We start from the raw sequence: 26,690 nt of genomic DNA on the forward strand, positions 1-26,690 counted from the left end.
TGGCATTATAAACAAAAAAGCAGCAAATCTAGAATTTGCTGCTTTTTATAACTGAATAGAATCAGGATGTTTTTCCTAGAGTCTGTATGTTAAAGTAAAATAATAATTTCTCGGTGCAATAGGGTTTACAGAATAGTTTTCGTGTACATTGTAATTAACCGTATCGAATAAATTGTTCACCTTTGCCTGAATAGAAAACTTCTTCCAGTCGTATCCTAAAGAAAGTGCAAAAGTTGTATAATCTTTTAATGTGAAAATTCTGGATACACCGTTTCTGGTATTGTTGGTTGCTTTCGTATCATTCCATCCGGCAAGTCTGTCTCCAATGTAATAGAAACTTGTTCCTACTTTAAGCCCTTTAATATATTTTGGTAATGTATAGAAAGCTGAAAGGTTAGCAGTTGTAGCCGGAGTTCTTACAATTCTCTGCTTTTCTACATAACCAAAAGTATCCGGAGTATCTAAATAAACAGAGTTGTTATAAGAGATTCCTCCTATTAATGAAAGGTTTTTTGACGGGTTTCCTGTAATATCCAATTCTACACCACGGCTGCGCATTTTTCCGGCAAATTCTTTTAAGTCTGTGTCTATAGAAGCTCCATTTTTGTCCAGTATATTTTGGTAATAGTTTTTGTATAAAATTTGGTAAACACTCAAATTAATTGCGATTGCATTTTTCCACAGATTCTTTTTTACACCTATTTCGTACTGATCAATTGTGGTTGGAGTCAAGGCTACTCTTGGTAATGCACGAACTTTATTTACATAATCATTATTACTCAGATTAGGATCCAGATTTTGAATGCCATCTACAGTATATCCTGTATTTGCTGAGAAAGAGTTGGTATAAGTAGCAAATACTGATAGATTTTCATTTGGAGTATAAACTAAACCAAATTTTGGAGAAAAAGCATGGTCGCTGGTTGCAGTTCCTGTAGGTCTTGGATCTGAGTTGGTTACAAAATTCTTTGTTTGGGTAACTTTATTTTCTATATATGACCATCTTACACCGGCAAGTACTTTAAACTGATTTGTAATACTTATAAAATCCTGAATGTAGACTCCGTAACGGTAAGTCGGAATTCTGTTTCTTATATTTTTAGTCGCAGGAGGAATTATACTGCCGCTTGTCCAGGTACTCGGATCATCCAGATAAACTGATGGATCATTTGTATTTCCATTTGTTCCATACTTTGTAGGATTATTGAAAGTATATGTATCTGCTTGGTTGTAATCACCATCTGTTCCTACCAATACCTGATGTTTTAAAGATCCGGTATTGAACTCACCATTTATATTGATTTGAAAAGATGTATAATTCTGCTCAGTATATTGTTTATTTAATGGTCTGTCCCATTTTAGTCTTCCGTTTTTGTCATACCCCCACTGTACTCTTTCGGTCGAATAATAATCGCGGGTATAATTCTGATAAGATAGAACAGAGTTTAATGTCCATCTATTAGAAAACTGATGGTTGAATATAATGTCTGTAGATGCCTGCTTTACATCCTGATATTGCCAGCTTGCTCCAAGAAAAGCATTTCTTGGTAGCAGATTGTTCATAGAGTAACTACCATCTTTATTGGTAATAGCTCCAATACCAAAATCTGGAGTGAAATTATTGATTAAGTAATCACCTTCTACAATCAACTGAGATTTTTTTCCAATGTTGAAAAGTAAAGATGGGTTGAAGTAAATTTTTTCTGAAGAAACTCCATCTCTGAAGCTGTCAGCAGTTTCATAAGTTCCATTCAAGCGGAATGCAACACCTTTAGAAATTGGACCATAAACGTCGAAGGTTGGTTTATAAGTATTCCAGCTTCCTCCACTTAGACTAAAGCTTCCTCCGGTAGTAAATCTCGGTTTTTTTGTAACCATATTAATAATCCCGCCGGCAGCAGTATTTCCGTATAACATGGCATTAGCTCCTTTCAAAACTTCTACACGTTCTAAACCACTTACTTCAGGAAATACACCACTATTTACTCTTGCACCATTCTTGAAAATATTATCGTTCCCAAGGCTAAAACCTCTTCCTCCAAAGCTGTCCTGAGAATTACCTCTGGAAGATGTTACATAGATTCCGTTTACATTTTGCAGCACATCACTTAATTGCTTTGCCTGTTGTTGTTCTATGATTTCATGAGTAACAATAGCAATGGGTTGTGGTGTTTCCATTACCGTAAGGTTAGATTTGGTAGATAATGGTTTTGCCTTATTAGGATTTCCGGTTTTATGGAGATTAATATCTTCTATCTGCTGAACTTTAATAGTGTCAGTCTTGATGAATTTTCTTTTCTGTGCATGAGCAAAAGTAGCGCACAATAGGAGTCCCAGAGCAATAGTGCTTTTATTCATAAGTTGTTGAATTAAATCTATTTAGACTTATTTAAAATAATTTTGCAAAAGTAGAAATTTTTAGCATTAAAGCAATATTTTATTTAGAATTATTAAAAAAAATAGCATTTAATTTGTATTTATTTGATTTACAGTATTATATTTTTATTTATCGATAATTTTGCATTATTCTGTAATATCAGACAGTTGAATATGTAATATCTTTGATAAAAAATTGAAATGCAATTAGTAAAAGTTGGCCTTTGTGCATTCGGAATGAGTGGGAAAGTATTTCATGCACCATTTCTGAAAGAACATCCCGGATATTTTATGTCTGCGGTAGTAGAGAGATCTAAAAACGATTCAAAAGAGAAATATCCTGATGCAATTATTTACCGTTCGGTAGAAGATATGCTTGAAAATGCAGATATAGATATGGTGGTTGTAAATACACCTGTACAGACGCATTTTGAATATGCTAAAATGGCTTTAGAAGCAGGTAAGAATGTAGTTGTGGAGAAACCTTTTACAGTGAATACTTCCGAAGCCGAAGAGTTGGTAAAACTGGCAGAAGAAAAGGGATTATTTTTGAGTGTTTATCAGAATCGGAGATTCGATCGGGACTTTTTGCAAGTGAAAAACATTATATATGAAGGAAAACTTGGAAATATCAAAGAGGTTGAGATACGTTTTGACAGGTTCCGTACTACTGCAAGTGGTAAAGTACATAAAGAAAATCCGGACCTACCTGCATCAGGGGCATTACATGATTTGGGGGCACATCTTACAGATCAGGCTATTCAGCTTTTTGGAGCACCAGAAAAGCTATTTGCAGATGTATTCTCAATGAAAGGAACTGAGTATGCCAACGATTATTTTGAAATTCTTTTGTACTATCCGGATAGTCTGAGAATCCGTGTAAAAGCTTCTGTATTTACCAAAGAAGATCATTATGCTTATAAAATCCATGGAGATAAAGGAAGTTTTCTTCAGGAAAGAACAGATAATCAGGAAGCCGAACTTGTCGCTGGTGCTATTCCAGAGTATAATAAAGACTGGCAAAAACCTCTTAACGGAGATGATAGTATCCTGAATTATCTGGATGAAAGTGGTAATACAATTCGTATAACACAAAGTAGTAAGGCCGGAGATTATATGGATTATTACCAGGAAATATATGAACATGTAGTATTTGGTAATCCTTTGCCATCTCCTGGTAAAGAAGTTATACAAAATATGAAACTTATAGATAAAGCTATGGAAAGTGCAAAATCCGGACAGATAATTAATTTCTGATAAAAAAAATATTATTTCTTATAGAAGTGAATTAAAAATGTTTCTATTTTTATGCCAATAAATTATTGTAGTAAAAATGAAGCATTTTTTTTCTGTATCATTACTTTTTGTGATGGTTCTGTGCTTTTCCCAACAGAAAGTAACTGTTATTAAAGCAAATTCCAATAAGGCCAGAATCTATGAAGAAGATAATATGATATCTGGCTGGGGTATTAATCCAAAGGTAAAACCCGATATTCATACGACAGGTAGAATTACTAAGAGTAAAAAAATAGTATTCAAAACCGATATAGATTCTATAGTGGTAAACCTAAAACCCGGAGAGAAAAAAGACTTTATTGTTCTTTTAAATGGCAAAGATTCATGTTATACGAGAATTCAGGCGCCGGAAGTAAAAGACTTTAGTAAAACAAATCCGGAAATTCATGATACAATTCCTTTTATTGTGAATAAGTATAATACTAACCTTGTCAAGACATTCTTTAACCATAAAGATTCTCTTACTTTTAATTTTGATACCGGCGCTACGGAAATGTCTGTTACAAGAGATGCCTTGAAAAACAGAATAAAATCTAATCCTCAGCTTTATAATACGCATTACGATATACAAATTGGTAAAAGAACTTATAAAAGTGAGATCTACGATCATGAAATGGTAGGTCAGGAAGCTGATGGTTTATTGGGATGGAATATTTTCGATGGACTGTTAGTAGAATTGAATTATGATAAAGAGAAAATGATAGTACATTCTAAGATGCCTAAAAATATATTGAAGGATAAAGGTTATTCAAAGTTTAAAATCTGGTATTTTAACAACAAGCCTTTTATAGAATGCGATATGTGGGAAAATGGCACTTGGTATAAAGAATGGTTTCTTTTTGACTTAGGGTATCAGCGTTCTGTAATGTTGGATAATGACCTGCTGAAAGAGAAAAACTTTCCTGTGGAGAATTTGAAGATTATAAAGAAAACAAGCCTGCGTGGGGTTAGCGGAAAAGAAATTCCGGTAATAACAGCTAATTTACAAAAGATAAAGATTGGGAAAGCTGAGCTAAAAAATATTCCGGCACAGCTTCTGACAGCAAACAAACCTATGGGATCTGCTAAAATCCATATACTTGGAAATGATATGCTGAAGCGATTCAATACAGTACTTGATTTTCAAAATAATATAATTTATCTTAAACCAAATACCTTATTCAATAAAGAGCTAATAAACTAAGATAGAATTCGATATAAAAAAGCTGCATAACTCTGTTATGCAGCTTTTCTATTGTTAGTAACTATTAATTATAGTTTGATAGCTGTTTCTAAAGCTAACTCAATCATTGGCTTTAAAGCTCTTTCTCTTTCATTTGCAGAAATCTCTTCTCTTGTAGGAATAATGTCTGAAACAGTTAATATCGTTGCAGCATTTTTTCCTAAATGTTTAGCATTCGCAAATAAAGCAAATGCTTCCATTTCTACAGCAGAACAGTTGTATTTCTCTGCAACAGCAGGAATAGCAGGATTCTTGCGGTAGAAAATATCACTTGTATGGATATTTGTATTTTTAGTAATGATAGACTGAGCAGCAGCAGTTTCGTTGATCATATCAAAAACTTTCCCCTGGTGCGAAAGAATATCTCCTTCAATTTCCCACGCATATTTAGCATAAGTACTTTCACTTGCTGCATTTTCAACATTAAGAATATCGAAAAGTTTCAGATCTGTGTTGTAAGCACCACAAGTTCCGATTCGGATAATAGTATCCACATCATATTCAGTAAATAGTTCATAAGAGTAGATTCCGATGCTTGCACAACCCATTCCGCTGGCACCAACTGATATTGTTTTTCCTTTATATTCTCCGGTAAAGTAGAATATGTTTCGGGTTTTACTTACCAGTCTTACGTTTTCTAAAAAATTCTCTGCAATATATTGGGCACGTAACGGATCTCCCGGTTGTAATACAACTTTTGCAATATCTCCTTTATTAGCACTAATGTGAACGCTCATAATTTTATTTTTTGAAAAGACAAATATAGTGACTTTGATCGTATTGGGCTAAACAGAACTAGTTGCCGGAAGCTTCCTGTAGCTCTAGCCAACGCAGTTCATAATTCTCCAGTTTTTCCGAAACTTTCTCTAAATCAGCAGATAAAACAGATATCTTTTCATAATCTGCTTCATTATTTAATTTATCTAATATGATATTTCTCTGCTTTTCCAGTTCAGGCATTTCTTTTTCTATTGTTTCCAGTTCACGCTGCTCTTTAAAAGAAAGTTTCTTTTTAGCAGATGTCTGGTTGTTGATAACAGGTTTCGGTTCCTGAGGTTGTACTTCCGGAGTTTTGTCTGTTGTATCTTGTTTTTTATCCTGATTCTTTTTCCATTCTCTGTATTCAGAGAAATTACCAATAAAGTCTTTAATTTTTCCTCCACCCTCAAATGCCAAAACATGATCCACAATTCTGTCCATAAAGTAACGGTCGTGAGATACGATAATTAAACTCCCCTGAAAGTTTAATAAAAAGTTTTCCAGAACGGTAAGTGTTGGTAAATCCAGATCATTGGTAGGCTCATCAAAAATTAAGAAATTAGGATTCTGATAAAGCACATACATCAGGTGTAGTCTTCTTTTCTCTCCACCAGATAATTTAGATATTGGTGAATATTGGGTTTGATCATCAAATAAGAACAAACGCAAAAACTGAGATGCAGAAATTGTCCGGCCATTGGCAAGCGGGAAATTCTCGGATATTTCTTTAATAAAATCTATAACCCTTTCATCTTCCTTGTATTTTAAACCTTTCTGAGAGAAGTAACCGAATTTTATAGTTTCACCGGTTTCTATTTCACCAGAATCTTTAGGCTCTAATTCCTGAATAATATTGAGTAATGTAGATTTTCCGGCACCATTTTTTCCGATAATTCCAACCTTTTCACCACGTTGAAACTGATAACTAAAATCTTTCAGTAAAACTTTGTCTCCGTAGCTCTTATTGATATCTCTTAGTTCAAGAATCTTTTTCCCCAAACGTTTCATATCAAAATCAAGCTCCAGAGACTGTTTTCTGGTATCTGTTTTTGCTACTTTTTCAGTTTCGTAAAAAGAATCGATTCTGCTTTTGGACTTTGTTGTACGAGCTTTAGGCTGGCGGCGCATCCATTCCAGTTCTTTTCTGTATAGGTTGTTGGCTTTATCAATTGTTGCATCCAGATTCTCTTCACGGATCATTTTATTTTCCAGATAGGTAGCATATGAACCATTGTGAAGGTATAGTGCCTGATCTTCCATTTCCCAAATGGTATCGCATACGCTATCCAGGAAGTAACGGTCGTGAGTTACCAAAAGTAAAGTGATCTTGGCTTTACTCAGATAATTTTCCAACCATTCCACCATATCCACATCCAGGTGGTTGGTAGGCTCATCCATAATAAGAAGAGTGTGGCGGTGCTCTGCACGGGTTTCCGTAAGCAGCTTGGCAAGGGCAACTCTTTTAATCTGCCCTCCTGATAATGTTCCCATTTTAGCATCAAGATCTGTAATCTTTAGCTGAGAAAGAATTTGTTTCATTTCGTTCTCCAGATCCCATGCCTTGTGAGCTTCCATTTCAGCAAGTGCTTTTTCTATAAAATCATGATCTGTGGAATGAAGTGAAGCGTGGTAGTTTTTAAGAGCCATAATAGGCGCTGAATCCAGTGTCATCATAAACTCTTCTATAGTCAGGTCAGACTCAAAGTCTATCTCCTGATCGAATAAAACTACCTGAATGTCTTTGTTGATAACTACATTTCCGCTGTCAGCAATTTCTTTTCCCATCAGGATTTTCAACAATGTAGATTTTCCGCTTCCGTTTTTAGCAACAATAGCAATTTTATCTCCTTCATTGACGTTGAAAGAAATATTTTTGAATAAAACTTTAATCCCGTAAGATTTGGTAAGATTTTCTGCGGTAACGTAATTCATTCCTGATTCTAAATTTGAACTGCGAAAATACGAAAACTAAGAAGAAATTCAGGCTTTCTTAAGTTTTGTAAGAAAGCTTTGTTTTCCGATATTCGTAATGTAATTATTAGAACAAAATAATGAAAAAGAGAATTTTAGTAGATATGGATGGAGTACTGGCAGATGTATATCACCAGTTTATAAAATATGAAAAAAGAGATTCTGGTATCAGGATAGAAATAGAAGATTCAAAAGGACTTGATGAAACAATTGCTTTTCCCAATGTTGATAAACATTTGCATGAGCCTGGATTTTTCAGAAATCTACAGGTAATGGAAGATAGTATAGAAGTAATGGAATATCTTAATTCTAAATATGAGGTTTTTATTTTGTCTGCGGCAATGGAGTTTCCTAATAGCTTGCGGGAGAAATATGACTGGCTTGCAGAGCACTTTCCGTTTATTACATGGGAACAAATTATATTCTGTGGGAGCAAGAAAGCGGTAACGGGAGATTATATGATAGACGATTATCCAAAGAATCTGGAGACTTTCCAGGGAGAGAAATTACTTTTCACACAACCGCATAATCAGTCTGTGGATAATTCTGATTATAAAAGAATAGATTCCTGGAAAGAAATACGAACTATCTTGTAGCAATTTGTTATTTTGAATAATAGGGAAAATAAAAGTGAAGCTGACAGGCTTCACTTTTTTCTTTTATAAATCTAATATTTTAATCCAAGGTAAGGCCTTTTAGCTGCCACATATTTCCATTGAAGACATTAACATCTACTTTGGTATTGATACCATTAACAATGCCTTTTTCTGTAAACTGCCAGAATTTCCATTCTGCTTTATCTGATGGAACATCCACATCATTGTAATTGGCCAGCCAGAGAGGATAATCTTTAAAATCATCCTGAAGATAATCTCTGTAAAAATAATAATAGGTGTATATAATAGGTTTCTCACCATAAGCCTCTTCTACAATTTTTAGCCAAACTTTAAGGTCGTTTCTGAATTCGTCAAGACTCTTATTTCGGGGGATTTTTTCAATATCCAGAACGGGACGCATATCTCCGGATTCTAATTTTACCGTTTCAAGAAAATTATTGGCCTGTTGAACAGGGTCTTCTTTTGGACGATAAAAGTGATAGGCGCCGCGGATGAGCTCGTTCTTTTGAGAAGTTTTCCAGTATTCATCAAAATGTTGGTCTTTACCATCTTTGCCCATGGTTGCACGAAGGAGTATAAACCTTATATCTATCGATCCATTGGCTATAGTCAGTTTTTTCCAGTTAATATCTTCTTTCCGCTGGTAATGGGAAATGTCGATGCCGAAAACTTTATCCGAGTAAAGCGAAACAATTCTGTTTATCCGCTCTTCTTCTGTTTTAGGGTTTCTTAGGGAATGTTTTTCTTTGCCTTTGAAATGCATGGCATAGTAAAAAACAACCTGATCTTTCATATAGAAACCAATTCCGATAAGAGACAGAAAAAGAATAATAAATAATACCCAAAGTTTCTTTCGGGCATCTGTACGCTTTTTTGCAATAGTTTTTCTTCGCTTCTGTGTTACTTTTTTTGGCATAAATTCTGCTGCAAAACTATTAAAAGCTTTTTGTTTTTGGAAGTCTAAATAGTGATTTATTCCTAAAAACATCCTTTTTATTTTTGTAAATTTGATGCATATAAACAGTTTTTCCCCATACTTATGAGTGAAAAAATCCTTATTATAGGTGGTGGCTTCGCAGGGCTTCGTCTTGCCAGAACGCTAAACCAGAAAAGAGAAAAACGTATTACGGTGATTGATAAGGTAAATCATCATATGTTCCAGCCTTTATTTTATCAGGTTGCAAGTGGACGTATAGAACCTTCTAACATTTCGTTTCCTTTCCGAAAAATATTTCAAAAATCTAAAAATATTCAGTTTAGGATGACTGATATTGTAAAAATTGTTCCCGAGGAGAATAAGGTGATTAGTGAAGATGCGGAATTCAAATATGATAAACTGGTTATAGCAACCGGATGCAAGACTAATTTTTACGGAAATGAAGTTCTGGAAGGAAATGCATACGGAATGAAAAACACCCAGGAAGCAATTAGTATCCGGAATCATGTGCTCATGACTTTTGAACGTCTGATTATTGAAAGACAGAGAAGTGATGATGGTGACTGGAATCTGGTTATTGTAGGTGGGGGACCTACAGGAGCAGAGTTGGCGGGTGCTTTTGCAGAAATGAAACGCGATGTTCTGCCACGGGATTATCCTAAAATGAGCTTCAAAAACCTGAATATTATTCTTATTAATGCTACAGAGAAACCTTTGGCATCGATGAGTACAGAAGCACAAGATAAATCTGAAGAATATCTAAAGCAACTTGGAGTAATATTAATGAATAATACCCGGGTGGATGCTTATGATGGTGAAAATGTTACTTTACACGACGGGACTGTTATCCCTTCTAACAACGTTATCTGGGCGGCAGGAGTTACCGGAAATATTATAGACGGTATTTCGCAGGAGCATATTATGCGGAACCGTTATATTGTGGATGAATATAACAAAGTAAAAGGATACGATAATATATACGCTATAGGAGATATTGCCTATATGGAAACAGCAGAATATCCTCAGGGACACGCGCAGCTGGCCAGTGTGGCAATTGCTCAGGGAGAGCACCTTGGAAAAAATCTGTTAAAAACATCAGCGTGGGAACCTTTTAAATATAAAGATAAAGGTTCTATGGCAACGATAGGAAAACACAGAGCTGTAGTAGATCTCCGGGATTTTAAATTTCAGGGAAGGCTAGCCTGGTATTTCTGGATGTTTTTGCACCTCATGCTTATCCTGAGCGTAAGAAATAAAATTGCCATTTTTTATAACTGGGCGTGGGCTTATATAAATAAAGATTCGTCTTTAAGACTTATCATCGTTCCGCACAAAAAGAATAATACTGAACAATGAGAATTGATATAATATCTGTTTTACCAGAGTTAATGGAGAGTCCTTTTAAGGCATCAATCCTTAAAAGAGCAATGCAGAAGGAAATAGCGGAAGTACATTTCCATCATTTAAGAGAATGGGGATTTGGTAAACACCGCCAAATAGATGATGAACCATATGGAGGAGGAGCCGGAATGGTTATGATGGTAGAACCCATAGATAACTGTATTTCATCATTAAAAGCAGAAAGAAACTATGATGAGGTTATTTATCTGACACCTGATGGTGAAACACTGAATCAGAGAATAGCTAATACACTTTCCATTCAGGAAAATCTTATTTTTCTGTGCGGACATTATAAAGGAATAGATCAGAGGGTAAGAGAGCTGCATGTAACCAAAGAAATTTCTATTGGTGATTATGTTCTTACAGGCGGAGAGCTTGCAGCATGTGTACTTGCGGATTCTGTGATTCGTCTTATTCCGGGGGTACTGAATGACGAACAGTCTGCACTGACTGACAGTTTTCAGGATGACTTACTCTCCCCGCCAATTTATACAAGACCAGAAGAGTATAAAGGATTAAAAGTTCCGGATATCTTGCTTAGTGGGCATACGCAGAATATAGAAGATTGGCGATATGATGAGGCAGTAAGAATTACACAGGAAAAAAGACCTGATTTATTAAACAAATAAAAAGCATAATTTGGAATTATCCCCTGCAGTTTCGGAACTGGTAATGTTTTATAATACTGAAAATTTTTTTTCTCCACAGGAAGAACGGTATCATCGGAATTATATTCCAAAATCTGGTTTAAAAAACTGGAATGAAGAACGTTATCAGAATAAAATATTTAAATTTTCCAGAACTTTTGAATATATTCGTGAAGAAATTGGACAATTTCCAATGCTTATAGGTCTTGCAGAAGTAGAAAATGATAAAGTACTTCAGCATATAACAGAACAGGAGATCTTTGAAGGGAAATATGATTTTGTACATTATGATTCACTGGACGAGCGGGGTGTAGATACTGCATTATTGTATGATAAAAGTAAACTCGTACTGTTGCATTCCGAAGTCTATTCCGAAATATTTGATATTGAAGACGGACTACCCAACACATTTGATACAACAAGGGATGTTTTGTATTGTCAGTTCCGGTACGGAGTTACAGAGCTTAATGTTTATGTACTGCATTTACCTTCCAAACGGGAAAAAGATGTAAATGCTCCGAAACGTAAAATTATTCTGGACAAACTGAAGAAAAAGATACAAGATAAACTCTCTCAGAACCCTCAGGAAAATATTCTGGTGATGGGAGATTTTAATGAAAATCCTGTCGATGCTAATGTTCAAAACTTTATCCATTCCGGTGAGGAAAATGAAAAAATATTAGTAAATTCTTTTGAAGAATTATATAATAAAAGAAAATATTCTACGTTTCATAGAAGCGAAGGCCTATTATTTGATCAAATAATTTTATCGCCTTCATTTTTTAACTTAGAAAGTGATGTTAAGTTTATAAATGCTCAAGTTTTTAATTCAGAACATCTTAAAGAAAGAAGCTATCGATATCGGGGTCGCCCATTTAGGACATATGTAGGAACCCGTTATCTGGGAGGATATAGTGACCATTTTCCGGTGTTGGTAGCGCTAAAGTTGACAAAACAAATAGGAAATATATGAAAAATCTAGCAAGCGCAGGATATCATCTTGATGCTATTGACAAGGAAATTATCTACTTATTGATGGATAATGCCAAAACTTCTTTGGCACACATTTCATCTCACGTAGGTATTTCTACAACAGCAGTACATCAGAGGATAAAAAAATTAGAACAGGCAGGTGTAATTGAAAATTCGATTTCTTTCCTGAATCCGAGAAAAGTAGGGTACAAAGTAACTTCTTATATGGGAGTTTATCTTGATCAGCCTAGTCACTACAATGAAATTATCAAATCATTAGAACAAATTAATGAGGTTGTTGAGGCTCATTATACAACAGGAAACTATACTGTTTTCCTTAAAGTTCTTGCAAAAGACAATGACCATTTAATGGAGATCTTAAGCAAAATTCAGAAGCTTAAAGGTGTGATGAGAACTGAGACTTTCATATCTTTGGAGCAAAGTATTTCAAGACAGCTTAAAGTATAATAAACGTAATGAAGAGCATAAAAGATTATTTAGATTCTACTTATCTTAAAACATCTCAGCAATCTGGTCTTACAGAAGAGCAAACCCGTAAAACCGTACACAATCTTACACAAGAGGCTATAGATCACCAGCTTTTTGCTGTTATGATCCGCCCTGAATATGTAAAAGAAACAAAAGAGTTTCTTCAGCAGCAGGGAGCATCTGTAGTAGTAGGAACTGTTATTGGTTTTCATGAAGGAACTGCTTCGGTTGAGGAGAAAGTAGCGGAAGCCCAAAAGGCAATTGAAGACGGAGTAGATGAGCTGGATTTTGTAATCAATTATGAAGCTTATAAAAATGGAAATATCGATTTGGTACAGGAAGAAGTAATTACTTGTACCAGATTAGCATTAGAAAATGGTAAAATTGCAAAATGGATTATAGAAATTGCTGCATTAAGTAATGAACAGATTGCGGATATTACTAAAAAAATTGCTACATGGACAGAAGAAAATTTCTCTGAAAATGCGGATAATGTTTTTGTAAAATCCTCTACAGGTTTCTATAAAACCGAAGGCGGAAAGCCTAATGGTGCAACTGTAGAAGGTATCCAGATTATGTTGGAAAATGCAGGGAGATTACCAGTGAAAGCTGCCGGTGGAGTGAGAACTCCGGAGGAAGCTGAAAAAATGGTAGAGATGGGAGTTCAGCGTATCGGAACATCTTCAGCTTTAGCATTAATCGGAGAAAATACTTCGAAAGGAGATTATTAATATCCGTAAAGAATAAAAAAAGCCGCTTCTTAGAAGCGGCTTTTTTTATTCTTTCACAAGTTGTATTACCTGATCAATATTGTTGCTGAGTGTATACTTTATAAGATACTTTCCTGGTTTCAGTTGTTCTGTTGGTAATTTTACCATACTCAGATTAATATTCTTTAGCTCCATCACCGGTTTACCTATTACGGCATATATAGTAACCGATTTTAACTTGAAATGGGAGTCTTCGATTTGTAAATTTAGTTCATGATTGCCTGTAGGGATAAGGTTAACAGGGACACTTCTTTTTGAAGAATCATTTAATGAAGATGCCTGTTGTTTCTCAGGGTCACTATATACCAGATGTGGAACAAAGGATAAAACGGCAAACAGAAATAAATAAAATAAAAATACTCTCAAATGTCATGTTTAATTATAACGAAATTAGAAAAAACAAATCACAAAATAATAGGTTTACGGCTCTGGTATAGTTAAATTTGTATTAAAATTTTAAATAATTCATTCATGAATTTTAATAGAAACAGAAGACTGCGTACAAGTCAGTCTGTTAGAGATTTAGTGCGTGAAACTACACTAACGACCAACGATTTTGTGCTTCCTATTTTTGTAATGGAAGGTAGCGGAAAGAAAGAACCTATAGCTTCTATGCCAGGTGTGTTCAGGCACTCTTTAGACCTTTTGAAAGAAGAGATAAAAGATCTTTATAAACACGGTATAAAAGCGGTTAATGTTTACGTTAAAGTAAGCGATAACCTGAAAGATAATACAGGAAAAGAATCGTGGAATCCGAATGGTTTAATGCAGGCTGCAATTAAGCTTATTAAAGATACTGAACCTAATATGATTGTTATGCCAGATGTTGCTCTGGATCCATATTCAGTTTATGGTCATGATGGGATTATAGAAAAAGGAGAGGTTATTAATGATGCTACGGTAGATGCACTAGTAAGAATGAGTCTTTCTCATGCTGAAGCAGGTGCTGATTTTGTAGCTCCGTCCGATATGATGGATGGTCGTACTTTTGCAATACGTCAGGCTTTTGAAGAAAACGGATTTACCAATGTTGGTATTATCTCTTACGCAGCTAAATATGCAAGTGCTTTTTACGGACCGTTCAGAAGTGCTTTGGATAGTGCGCCGGTAGATAATCAGGAAATTCCTAAGGATAAGAAAACTTACCAGATGGATTTTGCAAACTCTCGTGAAGCTATCCGCGAAGTTTTGGATGATGTGGATGAAGGTGCTGATATTATTATGATCAAGCCGGGAATGCCAAATCTGGATATTGTAGCAAAAGTAAGAGAGATTATTACTCAGCCAATTGCTGTATATCAGGTGAGTGGAGAATATGCAATGCTAAAAGCTGCTTCTCAGAACGGATGGTTAGATAATGACAAAGTTATTCTGGAAAGTTTGCACAGCATTAAGAGAGCTGGAGCAGATTTAATCTTTACATATTTTGCTAAAGAAGCTTCATTACTTTTGAATAAATAAATCTGAGATTTTAAGATAAAAAAAGCTGTTTCATTTGAAACAGCTTTTTGTTTATAGAATGTTAACTTCTCTTTCTAATTCTATTCCGAATTTTTCCTTTACGGAATTAATAATCTGTGATGAAAAATCGAATACTTCTTTTCCTGTAGCCTTACCTGTGGCATTAATAATAACCAATGCCTGTAGTGGATGACAGCCAACATTATTAATTGTTTTCCCCTTCCAGCCACATTGTTCGATTAGCCAGCCGGCAGGAACCTTTACTTCAGCTCCGCTAGGATAGCTAGGGATATTTTCAAATGCTATTTTCAGACTGTTGAACTGTTCAGCCGGAATAACCGGATTTTTGAAAAAGCTTCCCGCATTTCCAGTTATAGCAGGATCTGGAAGTTTGCTCTGTCTTATGGCAATTACAGCATCCGAAATATCTTTTATAGTAATTGTAGTGATGTTATTCTTATCTAATTCCTGTTGAATAGCTCCATAAGTTGCAGAAATTTTGTGCTCATGGGTGGTAAGAAGGAAACTTACCTCCAGAATAATATAACGCCCTTTTGCCGTGCTTTTGAAGATAGAGTCGCGGTAATCAAAATGACAGTCTTTCAGATTTAGTATTTTTACGCTGAAATCTTCAGTATCCAAAACCTTACAGGAATGGAAAGTATCTTTTATTTCGGTACCATAAGCACCAATATTCTGAATAGGTGATGTACCCACATTACCCGGAATCAGAGAAAGGTTTTCCAGTCCGCCATAATTTTTAGAAATACAATAAAGAACGAACTGATGCCAGTTTTCACCTGCCTTTGCAGTAATCAGAGTATGGTTTTCATCGGTTTTTTCTTCTGTAATTCCTTTCAGGCGTAAGGCAATGATCAGGCCTTCATAATCCTTAGTTAAAAGCATATTACTTCCACCTCCAAGTATCAGATAGGGAATGCTTTTCTCTTTTGAAAAATAAAGTGCCTCTTTTAATTCTTCAATGCTATGAACTTCAATGAAAAATAAAGCTTTGACTTCGACCTGAAATGTATTGTATTGTTTTAATGAAAAATTTTCCTGTAACTGCATTATTTTTTTTGGATTAATTCCTCTAGCTGCGAATATACTGCTTCTAAAGATTTGTAATTATCTGTGCCCTTTTTTCCGTTAATAACACGATAAGTACGGGTGGAAGTTTTTATTTCCCATATATCATCTATTCCGTCAAAAGGCTGATAACTTGGACCATTTTTAATTTTTGATACTGAGGATAGATTAATTTCCGAAATTAATTTATTCCATTCTGTGGGTGTAATTGCTCTTTTGTGAGATTTATTCAGATTTTCAGTATCAGCTTGTCTTTGTATAGATGAAACAGAATCTTTATTTACTCGGATATTTCTGAAATAGCCTAAATTGCCACCTTCAGTTGTAATACTTATAGATTCTATTTTCTCAGAAGGGATTGCTATATTTTTTGAAATTTTTTCTTCTTTACATGAAAAAAATATCAGCAATAATGCCATTAATAATATGGTTTTCCATTTATAAAGCCTTATTGCTGACATCTTAAGTTTTATTTAAATTAGTCTTTGTAGACCTGAAGAGCATTCCTAAGAACCTCAACAGATTTTCTAAGATCTTCTTCTTTTAGCACGTATGCCATTCTTACCTGCTTTTTACCTAATGCAGGGTCAGAATAGAATCCTCCGGCAGGAGCAACCATAATAGTCTCACCATTGAAGTTATAAGATTCAAGTAACCATTGTGCGAAATCGTCAGTATCTTTCACCGGAAGCTCTACCATACAATAGAAAGCTCCTTTAGGATTAGGACAGATAACACCAGGGATGCTGTTTAACAAATCAACTAAAAGGTTTCTACGTTTTGTGTATTCTTCACGAACTGAACGGATATATGCATCATCATCAACGTGTGCAGCAGCAGCAATAATCTGACCGATAAGTACCGGGCTAAGTCTTGCTTGTGCAAACTTCATTGCTGCATCTAAAATCTTTTGTGAACGGGTAACCATGAAACCAATTCTTACACCACACATACTGTAACGCTTGGATTCCGAATCGATAATAATACAGTTGTCTGCAAGTTCAGGGAAAGCAAGCATAGATACCTGGCTTTTTCCGTCATATACATATTCACGATAAACTTCGTCGGAGATAACTACAATGTCATGTTTTAATGCAATCTCTGCAAGTTTAGCAAGCTCTTCTCTTGTGTAAAGATATCCGGTAGGGTTACCAGGGTTACATATAAGAATAGCTTTAGTTTTATCAGTAATTTTCTTTTCAAATTCTTCAATAGGAGGCAATGCAAAACCTGTATCGATAGAAGATGGGATAGATTTTACCACTACTCCTAATGCATTGGAAAATCCATTGTAATTTGCGTAATAAGGTTCAGGTACAATAATCTCATCATCCTGATCACAAAGTACAGAGATAGCAAAATTTAAAGCTTCAGATCCACCATTGGTAACAATAAAGTTTTTAGGCGTGATATCTGCAAAACCGATTTTGTTGTAATATTTTGCTAATTGTTCACGGTATTCAATATTTCCTTCGGAAAGAGAATATTCCAGAACTTTTAAATGAATATCTTTTAGAGCATCCAGTGCAGATTGAGGTGTTTCAATATCCGGTTGTCCAATATTAAGGTGATAAACTTTTATTCCTTTTTGCTTAGCAGCAATAGAGAAAGGAACCAATTTTCTGATTGGTGAGGCCGGCATATGTTCGGCTCTGTTCGATATTTTTGGCATTTCTAAGATTTATTTTCGAGTAACAAATTTACTAAATTTTAAAGGAAAAACTTTTCATTGTTCAACGAAATAAATTTGTTTATTTTTAAGAAAAATAAATAATGATGAGTAACCTGATACAAACATATCTGGAAAAAGTCCCTGATGAGAGAAAAATAGCTTTTGAGAAATTGTTTAATGCAATTCATGATAATCTACCTAAGGGATTTGAATTAACTGAAGCTTATGGAATGCTTACATGGGTGGTTCCATTGTCTTCATATCCTGCGGGTTATCATTGTGCCCCGGGTACACCGCTTCCTTTTCTGAGTCTGGCCAGTCAGAAGAATTTTCTGGCATTTTATCATATGGGTATATATGCGGATAAAGATCTGTTGGAATGGTTTCAGGAAAGTTATACACAATATGCAAAATTTAAACTGGACATGGGGAAAAGTTGTGTACGGTTCAAAAAAATGGATGATATTCCCTATGGCATAATTGCTGAATTGAGCGCTAAAATATCACCAGAAATGTGGATTGAAAAATATGAAACTGTTTTTAAAAAATAATTAAACTAAAAATAATCTTATGATTGCACTTATTGTTGTTATTGCACTTGTTGCTATCGTTTTGTTGTATGGAGTTTCTGTGTACAATAAGCTTGTTAAATTCAGAAATTTGGTTCAGGAAGCCTGGAGTAGTATCGATGTAATGCTGAAAAAGCGATATGATCTTATTCCAAATTTGGTAGAAACGGTAAAAGGATATGCTACACACGAAAGAGAAACATTGGATAGTGTAACACAGGCGAGAACTATGGCAAAAAATGCTGGTTCTGTACAGGAGAAAGAAGCTGCCGAGAAAAATCTTAATCAGGCTATGATGAATTTATTTGCTGTGGCCGAACAATATCCGGATCTGAAAGCTAATACAAATTTTCAGCAACTGCAAAATGAACTTTCTTCTTTGGAAAGTGATATCGAAAAATCCAGAAGATATTATAATGGTACCGCGCGGGAGAATAATACACTTGTGGAATCCTTTCCAAGCAATATTATTGCTAATATGTATAAATTCGAGAAAGCGCCTTTCTTCGAATTGCAGAATACCGCTGAAAGAGAAGTTCCTTCTGTAAAATTTTAAAAATTGAAGCGGTTATTTATATTTGTATTATTCTCTTTTTTTCTGCTTTTTAAAGCCCAGGAACAGGCTGAGGCTGCAGCTGCAGCCGCAATTGCAGATGCAGTAGGAGATAGTATAACAACAGAAAGTACAGAACCGACTGAACGGATTTTATCTTTTCATTCAGATATTACAGTTCATAAAAATTCATCACTTACAGTTACCGAAACTATAGTTATCAACAGTCTTGGGTATAACTTTAAAAGAGGAATTTTCAGAACATTTCCCTCTGTAAGAAATCTAAATGGGAAGACGAAAAAAGTAAAGTTTAAAATACTTTCTGTAAAGAAAGACGGAGTGACGGAGCATTATTCTACTACATATGAGAGCAGTCAAAAGACAATATATGTAGGGAATGAAGATACTTATCTGGATCCGGGAAAATATACCTATCAGATTACATATGAAACACCAGATCAGATAGGGTTCTTTCCTAAGTATGATGAGCTATACTGGAATGTAAATGGGATGGCCTGGGATTTTCCTATAGACAAAATTTCGGCAACAGTTCACTTACCTCAGGGAGCTAAAATGTTACAAAATGCTTGTTATTCAGGAATAGAGGGAAGTACGGCACAGAATTGTTCTTCAAAAATTATTTCTGATAATGAAATTGAATGGCAGGGTGGAAGTCTCTTGAGTCGGGAGAATCTGACTATTGCTGTTGGATTCCCTAAAGGAATTGTGATGCCACCACCACCGCCATCATTTTTAGAGAAATATGGGGTCAGTATATTTCTGTTATTGGTCTTTGGAGGTTTGTTGCTATATGGATATAATTCCTGGAAGAAGTATGGAGTGGATCCGGAAAAACCTGTAGTTTATCCACAATTTAATGCGCCAGAAGATATGTCTCCTGCAGAATTAGGATATATACATCATGAAGGTTACAATACCAATTACCTTACGGCGTCACTTGTAAACCTTGCTATAAAGAAGTTTGTTGTAATAAAAGAAATTACAAAGAAATCTCTTTTAGGAATGTCTTCCGGGAAAGAATATGAAATTACCAAGCTAAAGGAACCAAGTCCGAAATTGGCAAAAGAAGAGATTGGATTAATGAACGATCTTTTTAGTAAGTCTTCCACAGTAACCTTGGATGGCAGCTATAGCAGTAAAATAGAAAAAGCTGTGGGCAACTTTACCCATAATATGACTTTTCAGTACAAAGCCTTTATTAAAGAAGGGAATAATGCTAATAAAGTTGTACTTCCGGCTATAGTTGTTTTTGCAGTTTTTATATTGACGTTTATTGTAAGTAGTATTATCGGAGATTCTACAGAGCAATTGGTAATCGGAATGTTCGGACTAATCTTCGTTATTATTTTCTTTGTGGTTACAATGGTTCTTATCTCTAAAATGGAAGGACTGAATAAAGGATGTATTGTAGCTTTTATTGCAATATTTTTTCTCCCGTTCTTTATTGGTTTTATCGTATTTTTTATTGCAGGGAATTTTGATCAGAATACAAGATCTAGTTTTCTTTTTCTGATCGCTGGTATAGGTTTTCTTTTTGTTTACCGGTACCTTATCAAAAGACCTTCTGAAGAAAAACTACGTAAACAGTCACTTATAGAAGGCTTCAAAATGTATATGGGTGCTGCGGAAAATGAGGTGATTAAGTTCCACAATCCTCCGCAAATGACACCGGCTATATTTGAGACTTACCTACCATACGCAATGGTATTGGGTGTGGATAAAATTTGGGGTAAAAAATTCCAGGATATGTTGACGCAGATGTCTGTGGATTATACCAACGACTGGTATACCGGAAGTACGATTGGATTTGCCAGTCTGGGACATACACTTAATTCCAGCTTAACCAACTCTATCTCCTCAGGTTCAACTCCGCCCTCCAGTAGTAGTTCATCCGGAAGCAGTTCTAGCTTTAGTAGTGGCTCCAGTGGTGGTGGATTCTCCGGTGGCGGCGGTGGCGGTGGCGGTGGTGGCGGTTGGTAACCTCGCACATAAAAAAAGCATTCAGAGAATTCTGAATGCTTTTTTATTTGTTATTATATTCTCTGGATATCTGCTCCCAGAGCCTTTAATCTTCCGTCTATATTTTCGTAACCTCTGTCAATCTGCTCTATATTATGAATAATAGATTTTCCTTCGGCTGATAAAGCTGCAATAAGCAGTGCGTTTCCGGCACGAATATCCGGTGATGTCATTGTTGTACCTCTTAGTGGAGCTTCGTGATTTAGTCCTACTACTGTTGCTCTGTGCGGGTCGCAAAGGATAATCTGTGCTCCCATATCGATTAATTTATCCACAAAGAACAAGCGGGATTCAAACATCTTCTGGTGAACCAAAACAGTTCCCTTTGCTTGAGTAGCAACAACTAAAACAATAGACAATAAATCCGGAGTGAAACCTGGCCACGGAGCATCGGTAACTGTAAGGATAGAACCGTCAATAAATTTCTGTATCTTATAGTGTTCCTGTGCAGGAATGTAGATGTCCTCTCCGCTTCTTTCTAATTGTATTCCCAGTTTTCTGAAAGTATCAGGAATAATCCCTAATTGATTCCAGTTAACATTTTTAATAGTGATTTCAGACTTTGTCATCGCTGCAAGTCCGATCCATGAACCTATTTCTACCATATCCGGAAGCATTGTATGCTCTGTTCCGTGAAGATGATCAACACCCTCAATAGTTAATAAGTTTGATCCTACACCGGAAATATTAGCGCCCATTCTGTTTAGCATCTTACAAAGTTGCTGAAGGTAAGGTTCGCAGGCGGCATTGTAAATTCTGGTTTTTCCTTTAGCCAGAACAGCAGCCATTAGAATGTTCGCTGTACCAGTTACGGAAGCTTCTTCCAATAAGATGAATTTACCGTGAAGTTCTTTGGCTTTTAATGAATAAAAATATTGCTCTTCATCATAATGAAACTCAGCTCCTAGTTCAACAAATCCCTGAAAGTGAGTGTCTAGTCTTCTTCTTCCGATTTTGTCACCACCCGGTGTTGGCATATATGCCTCACCGAAACGTGCTAAAAGCGGGCCTAAAAGCATAACAGAACCTCTTAGCTTTGCTCCGTTCATTTTGAATTCCGGAGACTTGATATAATCGAAATTAATGTTATCTGCTTTGAAGGTATAGTCACCTTTACCATTTTTTGTAATAATAACGCCCAGGTCTCTTAATATGTCAATAAGCTGATTAACATCTTTAATGTCCGGGATATTCTTAATTCTTACTTCATCACCTGTTAAAAGCACAGCGCAAAGAATCTGCAATGCTTCATTTTTTGCACCTTGTGGAGTAATTTCTCCGGATAAAGGCTTTCCTCCTCGTATTTGAAATGCGTTACTCATTAATTCTTTCGGTTGTTTTTATGATTATTCTGGAAATTTCTTCTTTTCTGCTGGTTGTTTTTATTATTTTGATTCTGGTTTTGGTTTTTGTTTCTGTGGTTGTTGCCAGAATGATAAATCTTACTCTTTTCTAAAGAGTCAACACCTGTAATGTCTAGTTGTTCGTTGGAAAGCGTTTTTAGATGTCTGAAGATTACTTCATCCTGTACATGCTCTTTGTTATAAACATTATATGACTTCTTCATATTGTTAGCAATAACCTGAATCAAAGCCTCTTTTTCTTCACCTTCCGGAAGAGAAATTGCTTTATCTATAAGTTGCAGAATACTTTTACCATAAAACTTATACTCATTATCATAAGAAGGGTACTCCAATTTTTTAGGTTTCTGTTGTAATTCTTCAGCGGTAGGAATCGGGTATGGAGAATCTACATCCAGATTATAATCTGCAAGGATAAAAAGATGATCCCAAAGTTTATGATTATAATTTTCTTCATCACGAAGATGCGGATTTCTTTGCCCGATGAAAGCGATGATGGCATTTGCCATTTCGTTTCGTTCTTCTTTGGTAGGAAGTGCTTTACAATGCTCTACCAGAGATTGTATAAGGCGCCCATATTCAGGCATATATAGTGGTGTTCTTTCTGTATTGTATTCCATTGATAGACGGATGTAAAATAAGGGTCAAAGATAGTGTTTTTATTTTGGTTTTTATATTCCCAAAAGTATTCCGACTTAGGTCAGGAATGGCTCAGTTATAAACTTTTTTCTCTCCTCAATGGTCAGAATAGGGCAGGCTTCAACGTCTACTTTTTTCCGGTTTCGGGAAACAAAATCATAAACAGTATCAGAAATAAATTCGGGTATAAACTTCATCCATGATAATGGACGATATATACCACCTAGTAAAGAAAAGATCTTAAAGATTGCTTTAGATCTTACCAGATAGTATTGCTGAGGTTTTAACAGGTAAATTGTATTGAATACGATGTGGTTCAAGTTTCTCTTTTTTAGAAAATCCTGTCCGAAATCTGATTGGAGTGCAGCAAACATAAATTTGTTTTTATCGTCGCGTTTCAGAATAAAATTTACCCAGTAATTGCACATCGGGCAATCACCATCATACAGAACAATATGTTTATTTTGTATATGCATTTTTTTGTTACGGCTGTTCCTGTTCAGTCGTATTGTATTTGATTTCGGTATCTGTTCTGGCGTTTTTCAGATATTTGATCAGCATCTTTTTATCCGTGTCACTAAGTCTGGCATTTTGATGGGCCAGAAGGTAGGTTTCCAGAGGCATTTTATCTTTTTCAATCATCTCCACAGACTCGTCCAGCTTTTTGAGTTGTCTTTCTGTGTCATAAAGTGCAAAGGTAGAAAAATTAAGATGTTTTCTGCCATCAATAATATGATCTTTCATCCACCAGGATACAGGAGCAATATTACTGTACCATGGATATTTAGTTTCATTGGAATGACAGTCATAACAGGAATTTCTAATAACCTTACTGACTTCTTCAGGAGTTTTCTTTATAGTAAGAAAATCCATCCTTTCATTCACAGGTGGGTTGACTTTATCAATCGGAAAAAACTGAATGATAATGAAAGCAACCAGTAGTATAACCAAAAATTTTTTCATTGAAAGTGAAGTTTCCTTATCAAATTTATAAAAAATATTGCTTATATGTTCATCTTCAATATATAAACTTGTTCCCCTGTAAATATAAAGCTGGTAACAACAAACTAAATTCGTATCTTTGCAAAAATTTTTGGGCTCGGAAAGACCGGGTAACCCATTCTTTAACGTCTTCTTTTTCGCTCAGATTATACTATACGCTGAGTGAGGCCGAAGAGAAACAAAATTTTATGTCAAATATTGTTGCAATCGTTGGGCGTCCCAACGTTGGAAAATCCACCCTTTTTAACAGACTTTTAGAGAGAAGAGAAGCTATCGTAGATTCTACAGCCGGAGTAACCCGTGACCGTCATTATGGCAAATCGGAATGGAACGGAGTAGAGTTTACTGTAATCGATACAGGTGGTTATGATGTAGGTACTGATGATGTATTTGAAGAGGAGATTCGTAAGCAGGTACAGCTTGCAGTAGATGAAGCGACTTCCATTATCTTTATGATGAATGTTGAAGAAGGTCTTACAGATACAGATTATGAAATCTATCATTTGCTAAGAAGATCGAATAAACCTGTTTATATTGTTATAAACAAAGTTGATTCTTCGAGAGAAGAGCTTCCGGCAACGGAATTTTATCAATTAGGAATTGATAAGTATTTTACACTTTCATCTGCTACCGGTTCTGGTACAGGAGATTTGTTGGATGATGTGGTAAGAGATTTCCCTACAACAGAATATAAAGATCCGTTTGAAGGTCTTCCTAAAATTACAATTGTAGGTCGCCCGAATGTTGGTAAGTCTACAATGACGAATGCTCTTTTGGATAACGAACGTAATATTGTTACTGATATAGCAGGTACGACAAGAGATAGCATCCAAAGTTTGTATAACAAATTTGGACACGAATTTGTATTGGTAGATACTGCAGGGATGCGTAAAAAGAACAGAGTTTCTGAAAACCTAGAGTTCTATTCTGTAATGCGTTCGGTAAGAGCCATTGAGAATTCGGATGTGGTAATTATTATGGTAGACGCTGAATTAGGATGGGAAGCTCAGGATATGAGCATCTTTGGTATTGCACAGCGAAACAGAAAAGGTATTGTAATTCTTGTTAATAAATGGGACTTGGTTGAAGATAAGAAAACCAATACAATGCGTGATTTTGAACAAGCGATCCGTAATAAGATTGGTCAGTTCTCCGATGTTCCTATTCTTTTTGTTTCTGCTCTTACAAAGCAAAGAATTCTGAAATCTGTAGAAACAGCAATGGAAGTCTATGAAAACCGTCAAAAGAAAATCAAAACCTCTAAGCTTAATGAGGTGATGTTACCAATATTCGAAGGAACGCCACCACCAGCAATAAAAGGTAAGTACATAAAAATTAAGTATTGTGTACAGTTGCCAACACCTTCTCCACAGTTTGTATTTTTCTGTAACCTTCCACAATACGTGAAGGAGCCTTATAAGAGATTTACCGAAAATCAGCTGCGTAAAGAGTTTGGTTTTACCGGAGTTCCGATAGAAGTATATTTCAGACAAAAATAATAATGAAACCCTTGTTAAGATTAATCTTAGCAAGGTTTTTTTAAAGGGCTAAATAAATTAAATACTTTGTCGGATTGTATATGGGTTAATGATCAGAACTTTTTTCACAAACGAAGTTTTTATTTCAGAGCTTTATAAAGTTTTTGTAGCATCAGAAAATCCGTCTGAAAAATCGACATATACAATAGATCAATTGGTTAAACCTCTTCTGGAGGTAATTGCTATTTTCTTTTTTCAAATAACCATTTCGGAATCTCATCATTCAGTAGAAAAGGAATCATAATATTATTATGGTTAAGATATGTGTAAGTGGTAAATAAAAGATTTTTATTCCCAGTAAGTTTTTTGTAAAGCACCTCGCTTCCAGCATATGGATTTTCATTATCCTCACCTCCGTGAATCAGCCATATCTTTTTGTTTCTTATTTTATTAAGATTCGAAAAATTCGGAACAGCTGCAATGGAAACGATGGCTGCAAATGTTTCGGGAGCAATATTTAGTAGATCCTGAGCTGTAGAGGCGCCCATAGAATAGCCTATCAGGTATATTCTGTTCTTATCGATTTCCGGATATTCGGTTGTTATTTTCTTAATGAGTTCTGGTAATACCAATACTTTTTCGGAAGGTTTTGAGAAAAGAGTGCCCTCATTGTTTTCTGTATAATTAGATGAACGTTCTCCAAACTGAGGTGCCATAACAAAGCAATTGTATTGACTATAAATATCGTTCCTAAGCCATATTCTTGCGAGGTGTTCTAACTGATTTTCATTGTCGTTGCCAATTCTGGATGAATTGTGAAATGTAATAACCAGAGGATATTTCTTTTTGTTATCAATATTTTGAGGTATCAGAAATCTGTAAGGCAATTCTTTGTCTTTGTAGCTGAAAACCTTTTTTTGAAAATTCTCTGTAGAAAGATTATTTAATGCTTTTCTGGTATTAACAAATGTAAGACTGTCTATTTTAGTGTTGTTATATAAATGTGTTTGTCCCCACATTATACCCGATGTAGAGAGGCAAAGAAAAATAGTTCGCTGAATGATTCGGAAATATAGTCTAGTCATTTTTTGTATTGTAATTATATCCATTTTTCATATAAAATCCTTACAGGCTGAAGCCTGTTCATTCATCTCTCTTTTGGAGAAATGAAGTTCTCCTACCAACTCATCTACAATAGACAAATGCTCGTTAATTTTTATTTTCCCCTTACCGGGCTTCCGTGCCATGATGTATTATCGGAAAGTATTTCTCCTTTCATCACTAAAGATAAAGCGCCTACATGTGCATTGTCTCCGATTTCAGTATCATAGATAATAATACTTATGGGCTAATATCCATAAAAATCTGG

The 26,690-nt window shown here is 35.3% G+C and carries 27 protein-coding genes; 13 read left to right on the top strand and 14 right to left on the bottom strand.

Annotated elements, in window-relative coordinates; genetic code table 11:
- Positions 1–75: 75 nt before the first annotated feature.
- The gene (locus tag C8J95_RS07685; RefSeq protein WP_107807839.1) at positions 76–2,358 is read right to left on the bottom strand and encodes a TonB-dependent siderophore receptor; all 2,283 of its coding nucleotides are present in this window, start codon (positions 2,356–2,358) and stop codon (positions 76–78) included.
- Positions 2,359–2,577: 219 nt separating this feature from the next.
- Between C8J95_RS07685 and C8J95_RS07690 the strand changes: the two genes are divergently transcribed.
- Together C8J95_RS07690 and C8J95_RS07695 are read left to right on the top strand one after the other, a co-directional pair.
- Positions 2,578–3,633 carry a Gfo/Idh/MocA family oxidoreductase gene (locus C8J95_RS07690; RefSeq protein ID WP_107807840.1) on the top strand — a complete coding sequence of 352 codons (1,056 nt, stop codon included), beginning with the start codon at positions 2,578–2,580 and terminating at the stop codon, positions 3,631–3,633.
- A 76-nt stretch (positions 3,634–3,709) separates the two neighbouring features.
- A complete protein-coding gene (locus C8J95_RS07695; protein ID WP_107807841.1) occupies positions 3,710–4,855 on the top strand; it encodes a hypothetical protein in 1,146 nt (381 codons plus the stop codon).
- Positions 4,856–4,923: 68 nt separating this feature from the next.
- Here C8J95_RS07695 and deoD read toward each other — a convergent pair whose 3' ends face one another.
- Together deoD and C8J95_RS07705 are read right to left on the bottom strand one after the other, a co-directional pair.
- Complete coding sequence (gene deoD, locus C8J95_RS07700; protein WP_107807842.1) at positions 4,924–5,631, bottom strand: purine-nucleoside phosphorylase; 708 nt, start codon at positions 5,629–5,631, stop codon at positions 4,924–4,926.
- 58 nt (positions 5,632–5,689) lie between these two features.
- On the bottom strand, positions 5,690–7,585 hold the full coding sequence (locus C8J95_RS07705; RefSeq protein WP_107807843.1) for an ABC-F family ATP-binding cassette domain-containing protein: 1,896 nt from the start codon (positions 7,583–7,585) through the stop codon (positions 5,690–5,692).
- Between the two features lie 119 nt (positions 7,586–7,704).
- On the opposite strand from C8J95_RS07705, the gene C8J95_RS07710 reads away from it, so the two are divergent.
- Positions 7,705–8,220, top strand: coding sequence for a 5'(3')-deoxyribonucleotidase (locus C8J95_RS07710; RefSeq protein ID WP_107807844.1), 516 nt, complete (start codon positions 7,705–7,707; stop codon positions 8,218–8,220).
- A 79-nt stretch (positions 8,221–8,299) separates the two neighbouring features.
- Here the strand turns inward: C8J95_RS07710 and C8J95_RS07715 are convergent, their stop codons facing one another.
- The gene (locus C8J95_RS07715; protein WP_107807981.1) at positions 8,300–9,157 is read right to left on the bottom strand and encodes a glycoside hydrolase family 25 protein; all 858 of its coding nucleotides are present in this window, start codon (positions 9,155–9,157) and stop codon (positions 8,300–8,302) included.
- Positions 9,158–9,280: 123 nt separating this feature from the next.
- Here C8J95_RS07715 and C8J95_RS07720 point away from each other — a divergent pair, with 123 nt between their 5' ends.
- Genes C8J95_RS07720 through deoC form a run of 5 tightly spaced genes read left to right on the top strand, consistent with a single transcriptional unit; the run spans position 9,281 to position 13,418 of the window.
- Positions 9,281–10,534: an NAD(P)/FAD-dependent oxidoreductase gene (locus C8J95_RS07720; protein WP_107807845.1), complete on the top strand. Its 1,254-nt coding sequence runs from the start codon at positions 9,281–9,283 to the stop codon at positions 10,532–10,534.
- On the top strand, positions 10,531–11,208 hold the full coding sequence (gene trmD / locus C8J95_RS07725; RefSeq protein WP_107807846.1) for a tRNA (guanosine(37)-N1)-methyltransferase TrmD: 678 nt from the start codon (positions 10,531–10,533) through the stop codon (positions 11,206–11,208). The genes C8J95_RS07720 and trmD overlap by 4 nt, the downstream gene beginning before the upstream one ends.
- A gap of 10 nt (positions 11,209–11,218) precedes the next feature.
- Positions 11,219–12,199, top strand: coding sequence for an endonuclease (locus tag C8J95_RS07730; protein WP_107807847.1), 981 nt, complete (start codon positions 11,219–11,221; stop codon positions 12,197–12,199).
- A complete protein-coding gene (locus tag C8J95_RS07735; RefSeq protein WP_009087955.1) occupies positions 12,196–12,666 on the top strand; it encodes an Lrp/AsnC family transcriptional regulator in 471 nt (156 codons plus the stop codon). The genes C8J95_RS07730 and C8J95_RS07735 overlap by 4 nt, the downstream gene beginning before the upstream one ends.
- 8 nt (positions 12,667–12,674) lie before the next feature.
- Positions 12,675–13,418, top strand: coding sequence for a deoxyribose-phosphate aldolase (deoC, locus tag C8J95_RS07740; RefSeq protein WP_107807848.1), 744 nt, complete (start codon positions 12,675–12,677; stop codon positions 13,416–13,418).
- Positions 13,419–13,463: 45 nt separating this feature from the next.
- Here deoC and C8J95_RS07745 read toward each other — a convergent pair whose 3' ends face one another.
- On the bottom strand, positions 13,464–13,823 hold the full coding sequence (locus C8J95_RS07745; RefSeq protein WP_107807849.1) for a T9SS sorting signal type C domain-containing protein: 360 nt from the start codon (positions 13,821–13,823) through the stop codon (positions 13,464–13,466).
- 105 nt (positions 13,824–13,928) lie between these two features.
- Between C8J95_RS07745 and hemB the strand changes: the two genes are divergently transcribed.
- Positions 13,929–14,918 (top strand): porphobilinogen synthase, encoded by a 990-nt coding sequence (hemB, locus tag C8J95_RS07750; protein WP_059156911.1) that lies wholly within the window; start codon positions 13,929–13,931, stop codon positions 14,916–14,918.
- Between the two features lie 51 nt (positions 14,919–14,969).
- On the opposite strand, the gene murB is transcribed toward hemB, so the two are convergent.
- The 3 genes from murB to C8J95_RS07765 are packed head-to-tail and all read right to left on the bottom strand — an operon-like array spanning position 14,970 to position 17,679.
- Entirely contained in the window at positions 14,970–15,989 is a 1,020-nt protein-coding gene (murB, locus tag C8J95_RS07755; protein WP_107807850.1) for a UDP-N-acetylmuramate dehydrogenase, read from the bottom strand.
- Complete coding sequence (locus C8J95_RS07760) at positions 15,989–16,468, bottom strand: hypothetical protein (RefSeq protein ID WP_107807851.1); 480 nt, start codon at positions 16,466–16,468, stop codon at positions 15,989–15,991. The genes murB and C8J95_RS07760 overlap by 1 nt, the downstream gene beginning before the upstream one ends.
- A gap of 17 nt (positions 16,469–16,485) precedes the next feature.
- Complete coding sequence (locus C8J95_RS07765) at positions 16,486–17,679, bottom strand: pyridoxal phosphate-dependent aminotransferase (RefSeq protein WP_107807852.1); 1,194 nt, start codon at positions 17,677–17,679, stop codon at positions 16,486–16,488.
- A 104-nt stretch (positions 17,680–17,783) separates the two neighbouring features.
- On the opposite strand from C8J95_RS07765, the gene C8J95_RS07770 reads away from it, so the two are divergent.
- From C8J95_RS07770 to C8J95_RS07780, 3 genes are read left to right on the top strand one after another with little or no spacing between them, the layout of a single operon-like run.
- The gene (locus C8J95_RS07770; RefSeq protein ID WP_107807853.1) at positions 17,784–18,230 is read left to right on the top strand and encodes a DUF1801 domain-containing protein; all 447 of its coding nucleotides are present in this window, start codon (positions 17,784–17,786) and stop codon (positions 18,228–18,230) included.
- 19 nt (positions 18,231–18,249) lie between these two features.
- Positions 18,250–18,804 carry a LemA family protein gene (locus C8J95_RS07775; protein WP_059156916.1) on the top strand — a complete coding sequence of 185 codons (555 nt, stop codon included), beginning with the start codon at positions 18,250–18,252 and terminating at the stop codon, positions 18,802–18,804.
- 3 nt (positions 18,805–18,807) lie between these two features.
- A complete protein-coding gene (locus C8J95_RS07780) occupies positions 18,808–20,802 on the top strand; it encodes a DUF2207 domain-containing protein (RefSeq protein ID WP_107807854.1) in 1,995 nt (664 codons plus the stop codon).
- Positions 20,803–20,855: 53 nt separating this feature from the next.
- Here the strand turns inward: C8J95_RS07780 and murA are convergent, their stop codons facing one another.
- The 4 genes from murA to C8J95_RS07800 all read right to left on the bottom strand — a co-directional run bounded on the left by murA (position 20,856) and on the right by C8J95_RS07800 (position 23,804).
- A complete protein-coding gene (gene murA, locus C8J95_RS07785; RefSeq protein ID WP_034868590.1) occupies positions 20,856–22,163 on the bottom strand; it encodes a UDP-N-acetylglucosamine 1-carboxyvinyltransferase in 1,308 nt (435 codons plus the stop codon).
- A complete protein-coding gene (locus tag C8J95_RS07790) occupies positions 22,163–22,822 on the bottom strand; it encodes a DUF4290 domain-containing protein (protein ID WP_034868592.1) in 660 nt (219 codons plus the stop codon). The genes murA and C8J95_RS07790 overlap by 1 nt, the downstream gene beginning before the upstream one ends.
- Before the next feature lie 75 nt (positions 22,823–22,897).
- Complete coding sequence (locus tag C8J95_RS07795; RefSeq protein WP_107807855.1) at positions 22,898–23,317, bottom strand: thiol-disulfide oxidoreductase DCC family protein; 420 nt, start codon at positions 23,315–23,317, stop codon at positions 22,898–22,900.
- Positions 23,318–23,324: 7 nt separating this feature from the next.
- A complete protein-coding gene (locus C8J95_RS07800) occupies positions 23,325–23,804 on the bottom strand; it encodes a heme-binding domain-containing protein (protein ID WP_107807856.1) in 480 nt (159 codons plus the stop codon).
- 227 nt (positions 23,805–24,031) lie between these two features.
- Here C8J95_RS07800 and der point away from each other — a divergent pair, with 227 nt between their 5' ends.
- Positions 24,032–25,342 carry a ribosome biogenesis GTPase Der gene (gene der, locus C8J95_RS07805; RefSeq protein WP_034868925.1) on the top strand — a complete coding sequence of 437 codons (1,311 nt, stop codon included), beginning with the start codon at positions 24,032–24,034 and terminating at the stop codon, positions 25,340–25,342.
- 221 nt (positions 25,343–25,563) lie between these two features.
- On the opposite strand, the gene C8J95_RS07810 is transcribed toward der, so the two are convergent.
- Positions 25,564–26,406: a phospholipase gene (locus tag C8J95_RS07810; RefSeq protein WP_107807982.1), complete on the bottom strand. Its 843-nt coding sequence runs from the start codon at positions 26,404–26,406 to the stop codon at positions 25,564–25,566.
- A gap of 27 nt (positions 26,407–26,433) precedes the next feature.
- On the bottom strand, positions 26,434–26,568 hold the full coding sequence (locus C8J95_RS18920) for a hypothetical protein (protein ID WP_255412745.1): 135 nt from the start codon (positions 26,566–26,568) through the stop codon (positions 26,434–26,436).
- Positions 26,569–26,690 lie beyond the last annotated feature (122 nt).

This window comes from Elizabethkingia sp. YR214, assembly GCF_003058195.1.
Taxonomy (GTDB): Bacteria; Bacteroidota; Bacteroidia; order Flavobacteriales; family Weeksellaceae; genus Elizabethkingia.

Excerpts from the sequence above, each read along its gene's own strand:
- C8J95_RS07685 (WP_107807839.1), bottom strand. The coding sequence starts at position 2,358 with ATGAATAAAAGCACTATTGCTCTGGGACTCCTATTGTGCGCTACTTTT.
- C8J95_RS07690 (WP_107807840.1), top strand. The coding sequence starts at position 2,578 with ATGCAATTAGTAAAAGTTGGCCTTTGTGCATTCGGAATGAGTGGGAAA.
- C8J95_RS07695 (WP_107807841.1), top strand. The coding sequence starts at position 3,710 with ATGAAGCATTTTTTTTCTGTATCATTACTTTTTGTGATGGTTCTGTGC.
- deoD (WP_107807842.1), bottom strand. The coding sequence starts at position 5,631 with ATGAGCGTTCACATTAGTGCTAATAAAGGAGATATTGCAAAAGTTGTA.
- C8J95_RS07705 (WP_107807843.1), bottom strand. The coding sequence starts at position 7,585 with ATGAATTACGTTACCGCAGAAAATCTTACCAAATCTTACGGGATTAAA.
- C8J95_RS07710 (WP_107807844.1), top strand. The coding sequence starts at position 7,705 with ATGAAAAAGAGAATTTTAGTAGATATGGATGGAGTACTGGCAGATGTA.
- C8J95_RS07715 (WP_107807981.1), bottom strand. The coding sequence starts at position 9,157 with ATGCCAAAAAAAGTAACACAGAAGCGAAGAAAAACTATTGCAAAAAAG.
- C8J95_RS07720 (WP_107807845.1), top strand. The coding sequence starts at position 9,281 with ATGAGTGAAAAAATCCTTATTATAGGTGGTGGCTTCGCAGGGCTTCGT.
- trmD (WP_107807846.1), top strand. The coding sequence starts at position 10,531 with ATGAGAATTGATATAATATCTGTTTTACCAGAGTTAATGGAGAGTCCT.
- C8J95_RS07735 (WP_009087955.1), top strand. The coding sequence starts at position 12,196 with ATGAAAAATCTAGCAAGCGCAGGATATCATCTTGATGCTATTGACAAG.
- deoC (WP_107807848.1), top strand. The coding sequence starts at position 12,675 with ATGAAGAGCATAAAAGATTATTTAGATTCTACTTATCTTAAAACATCT.
- hemB (WP_059156911.1), top strand. The coding sequence starts at position 13,929 with ATGAATTTTAATAGAAACAGAAGACTGCGTACAAGTCAGTCTGTTAGA.
- murB (WP_107807850.1), bottom strand. The coding sequence starts at position 15,989 with ATGCAGTTACAGGAAAATTTTTCATTAAAACAATACAATACATTTCAG.
- C8J95_RS07760 (WP_107807851.1), bottom strand. The coding sequence starts at position 16,468 with ATGTCAGCAATAAGGCTTTATAAATGGAAAACCATATTATTAATGGCA.
- C8J95_RS07765 (WP_107807852.1), bottom strand. The coding sequence starts at position 17,679 with ATGCCAAAAATATCGAACAGAGCCGAACATATGCCGGCCTCACCAATC.
- C8J95_RS07770 (WP_107807853.1), top strand. The coding sequence starts at position 17,784 with ATGAGTAACCTGATACAAACATATCTGGAAAAAGTCCCTGATGAGAGA.
- C8J95_RS07775 (WP_059156916.1), top strand. The coding sequence starts at position 18,250 with ATGATTGCACTTATTGTTGTTATTGCACTTGTTGCTATCGTTTTGTTG.
- murA (WP_034868590.1), bottom strand. The coding sequence starts at position 22,163 with ATGAGTAACGCATTTCAAATACGAGGAGGAAAGCCTTTATCCGGAGAA.
- C8J95_RS07790 (WP_034868592.1), bottom strand. The coding sequence starts at position 22,822 with ATGGAATACAATACAGAAAGAACACCACTATATATGCCTGAATATGGG.
- C8J95_RS07795 (WP_107807855.1), bottom strand. The coding sequence starts at position 23,317 with ATGCATATACAAAATAAACATATTGTTCTGTATGATGGTGATTGCCCG.
- C8J95_RS07800 (WP_107807856.1), bottom strand. The coding sequence starts at position 23,804 with ATGAAAAAATTTTTGGTTATACTACTGGTTGCTTTCATTATCATTCAG.
- der (WP_034868925.1), top strand. The coding sequence starts at position 24,032 with ATGTCAAATATTGTTGCAATCGTTGGGCGTCCCAACGTTGGAAAATCC.
- C8J95_RS07810 (WP_107807982.1), bottom strand. The coding sequence starts at position 26,406 with ATGACTAGACTATATTTCCGAATCATTCAGCGAACTATTTTTCTTTGC.
- C8J95_RS18920 (WP_255412745.1), bottom strand. The coding sequence starts at position 26,568 with ATGGCACGGAAGCCCGGTAAGGGGAAAATAAAAATTAACGAGCATTTG.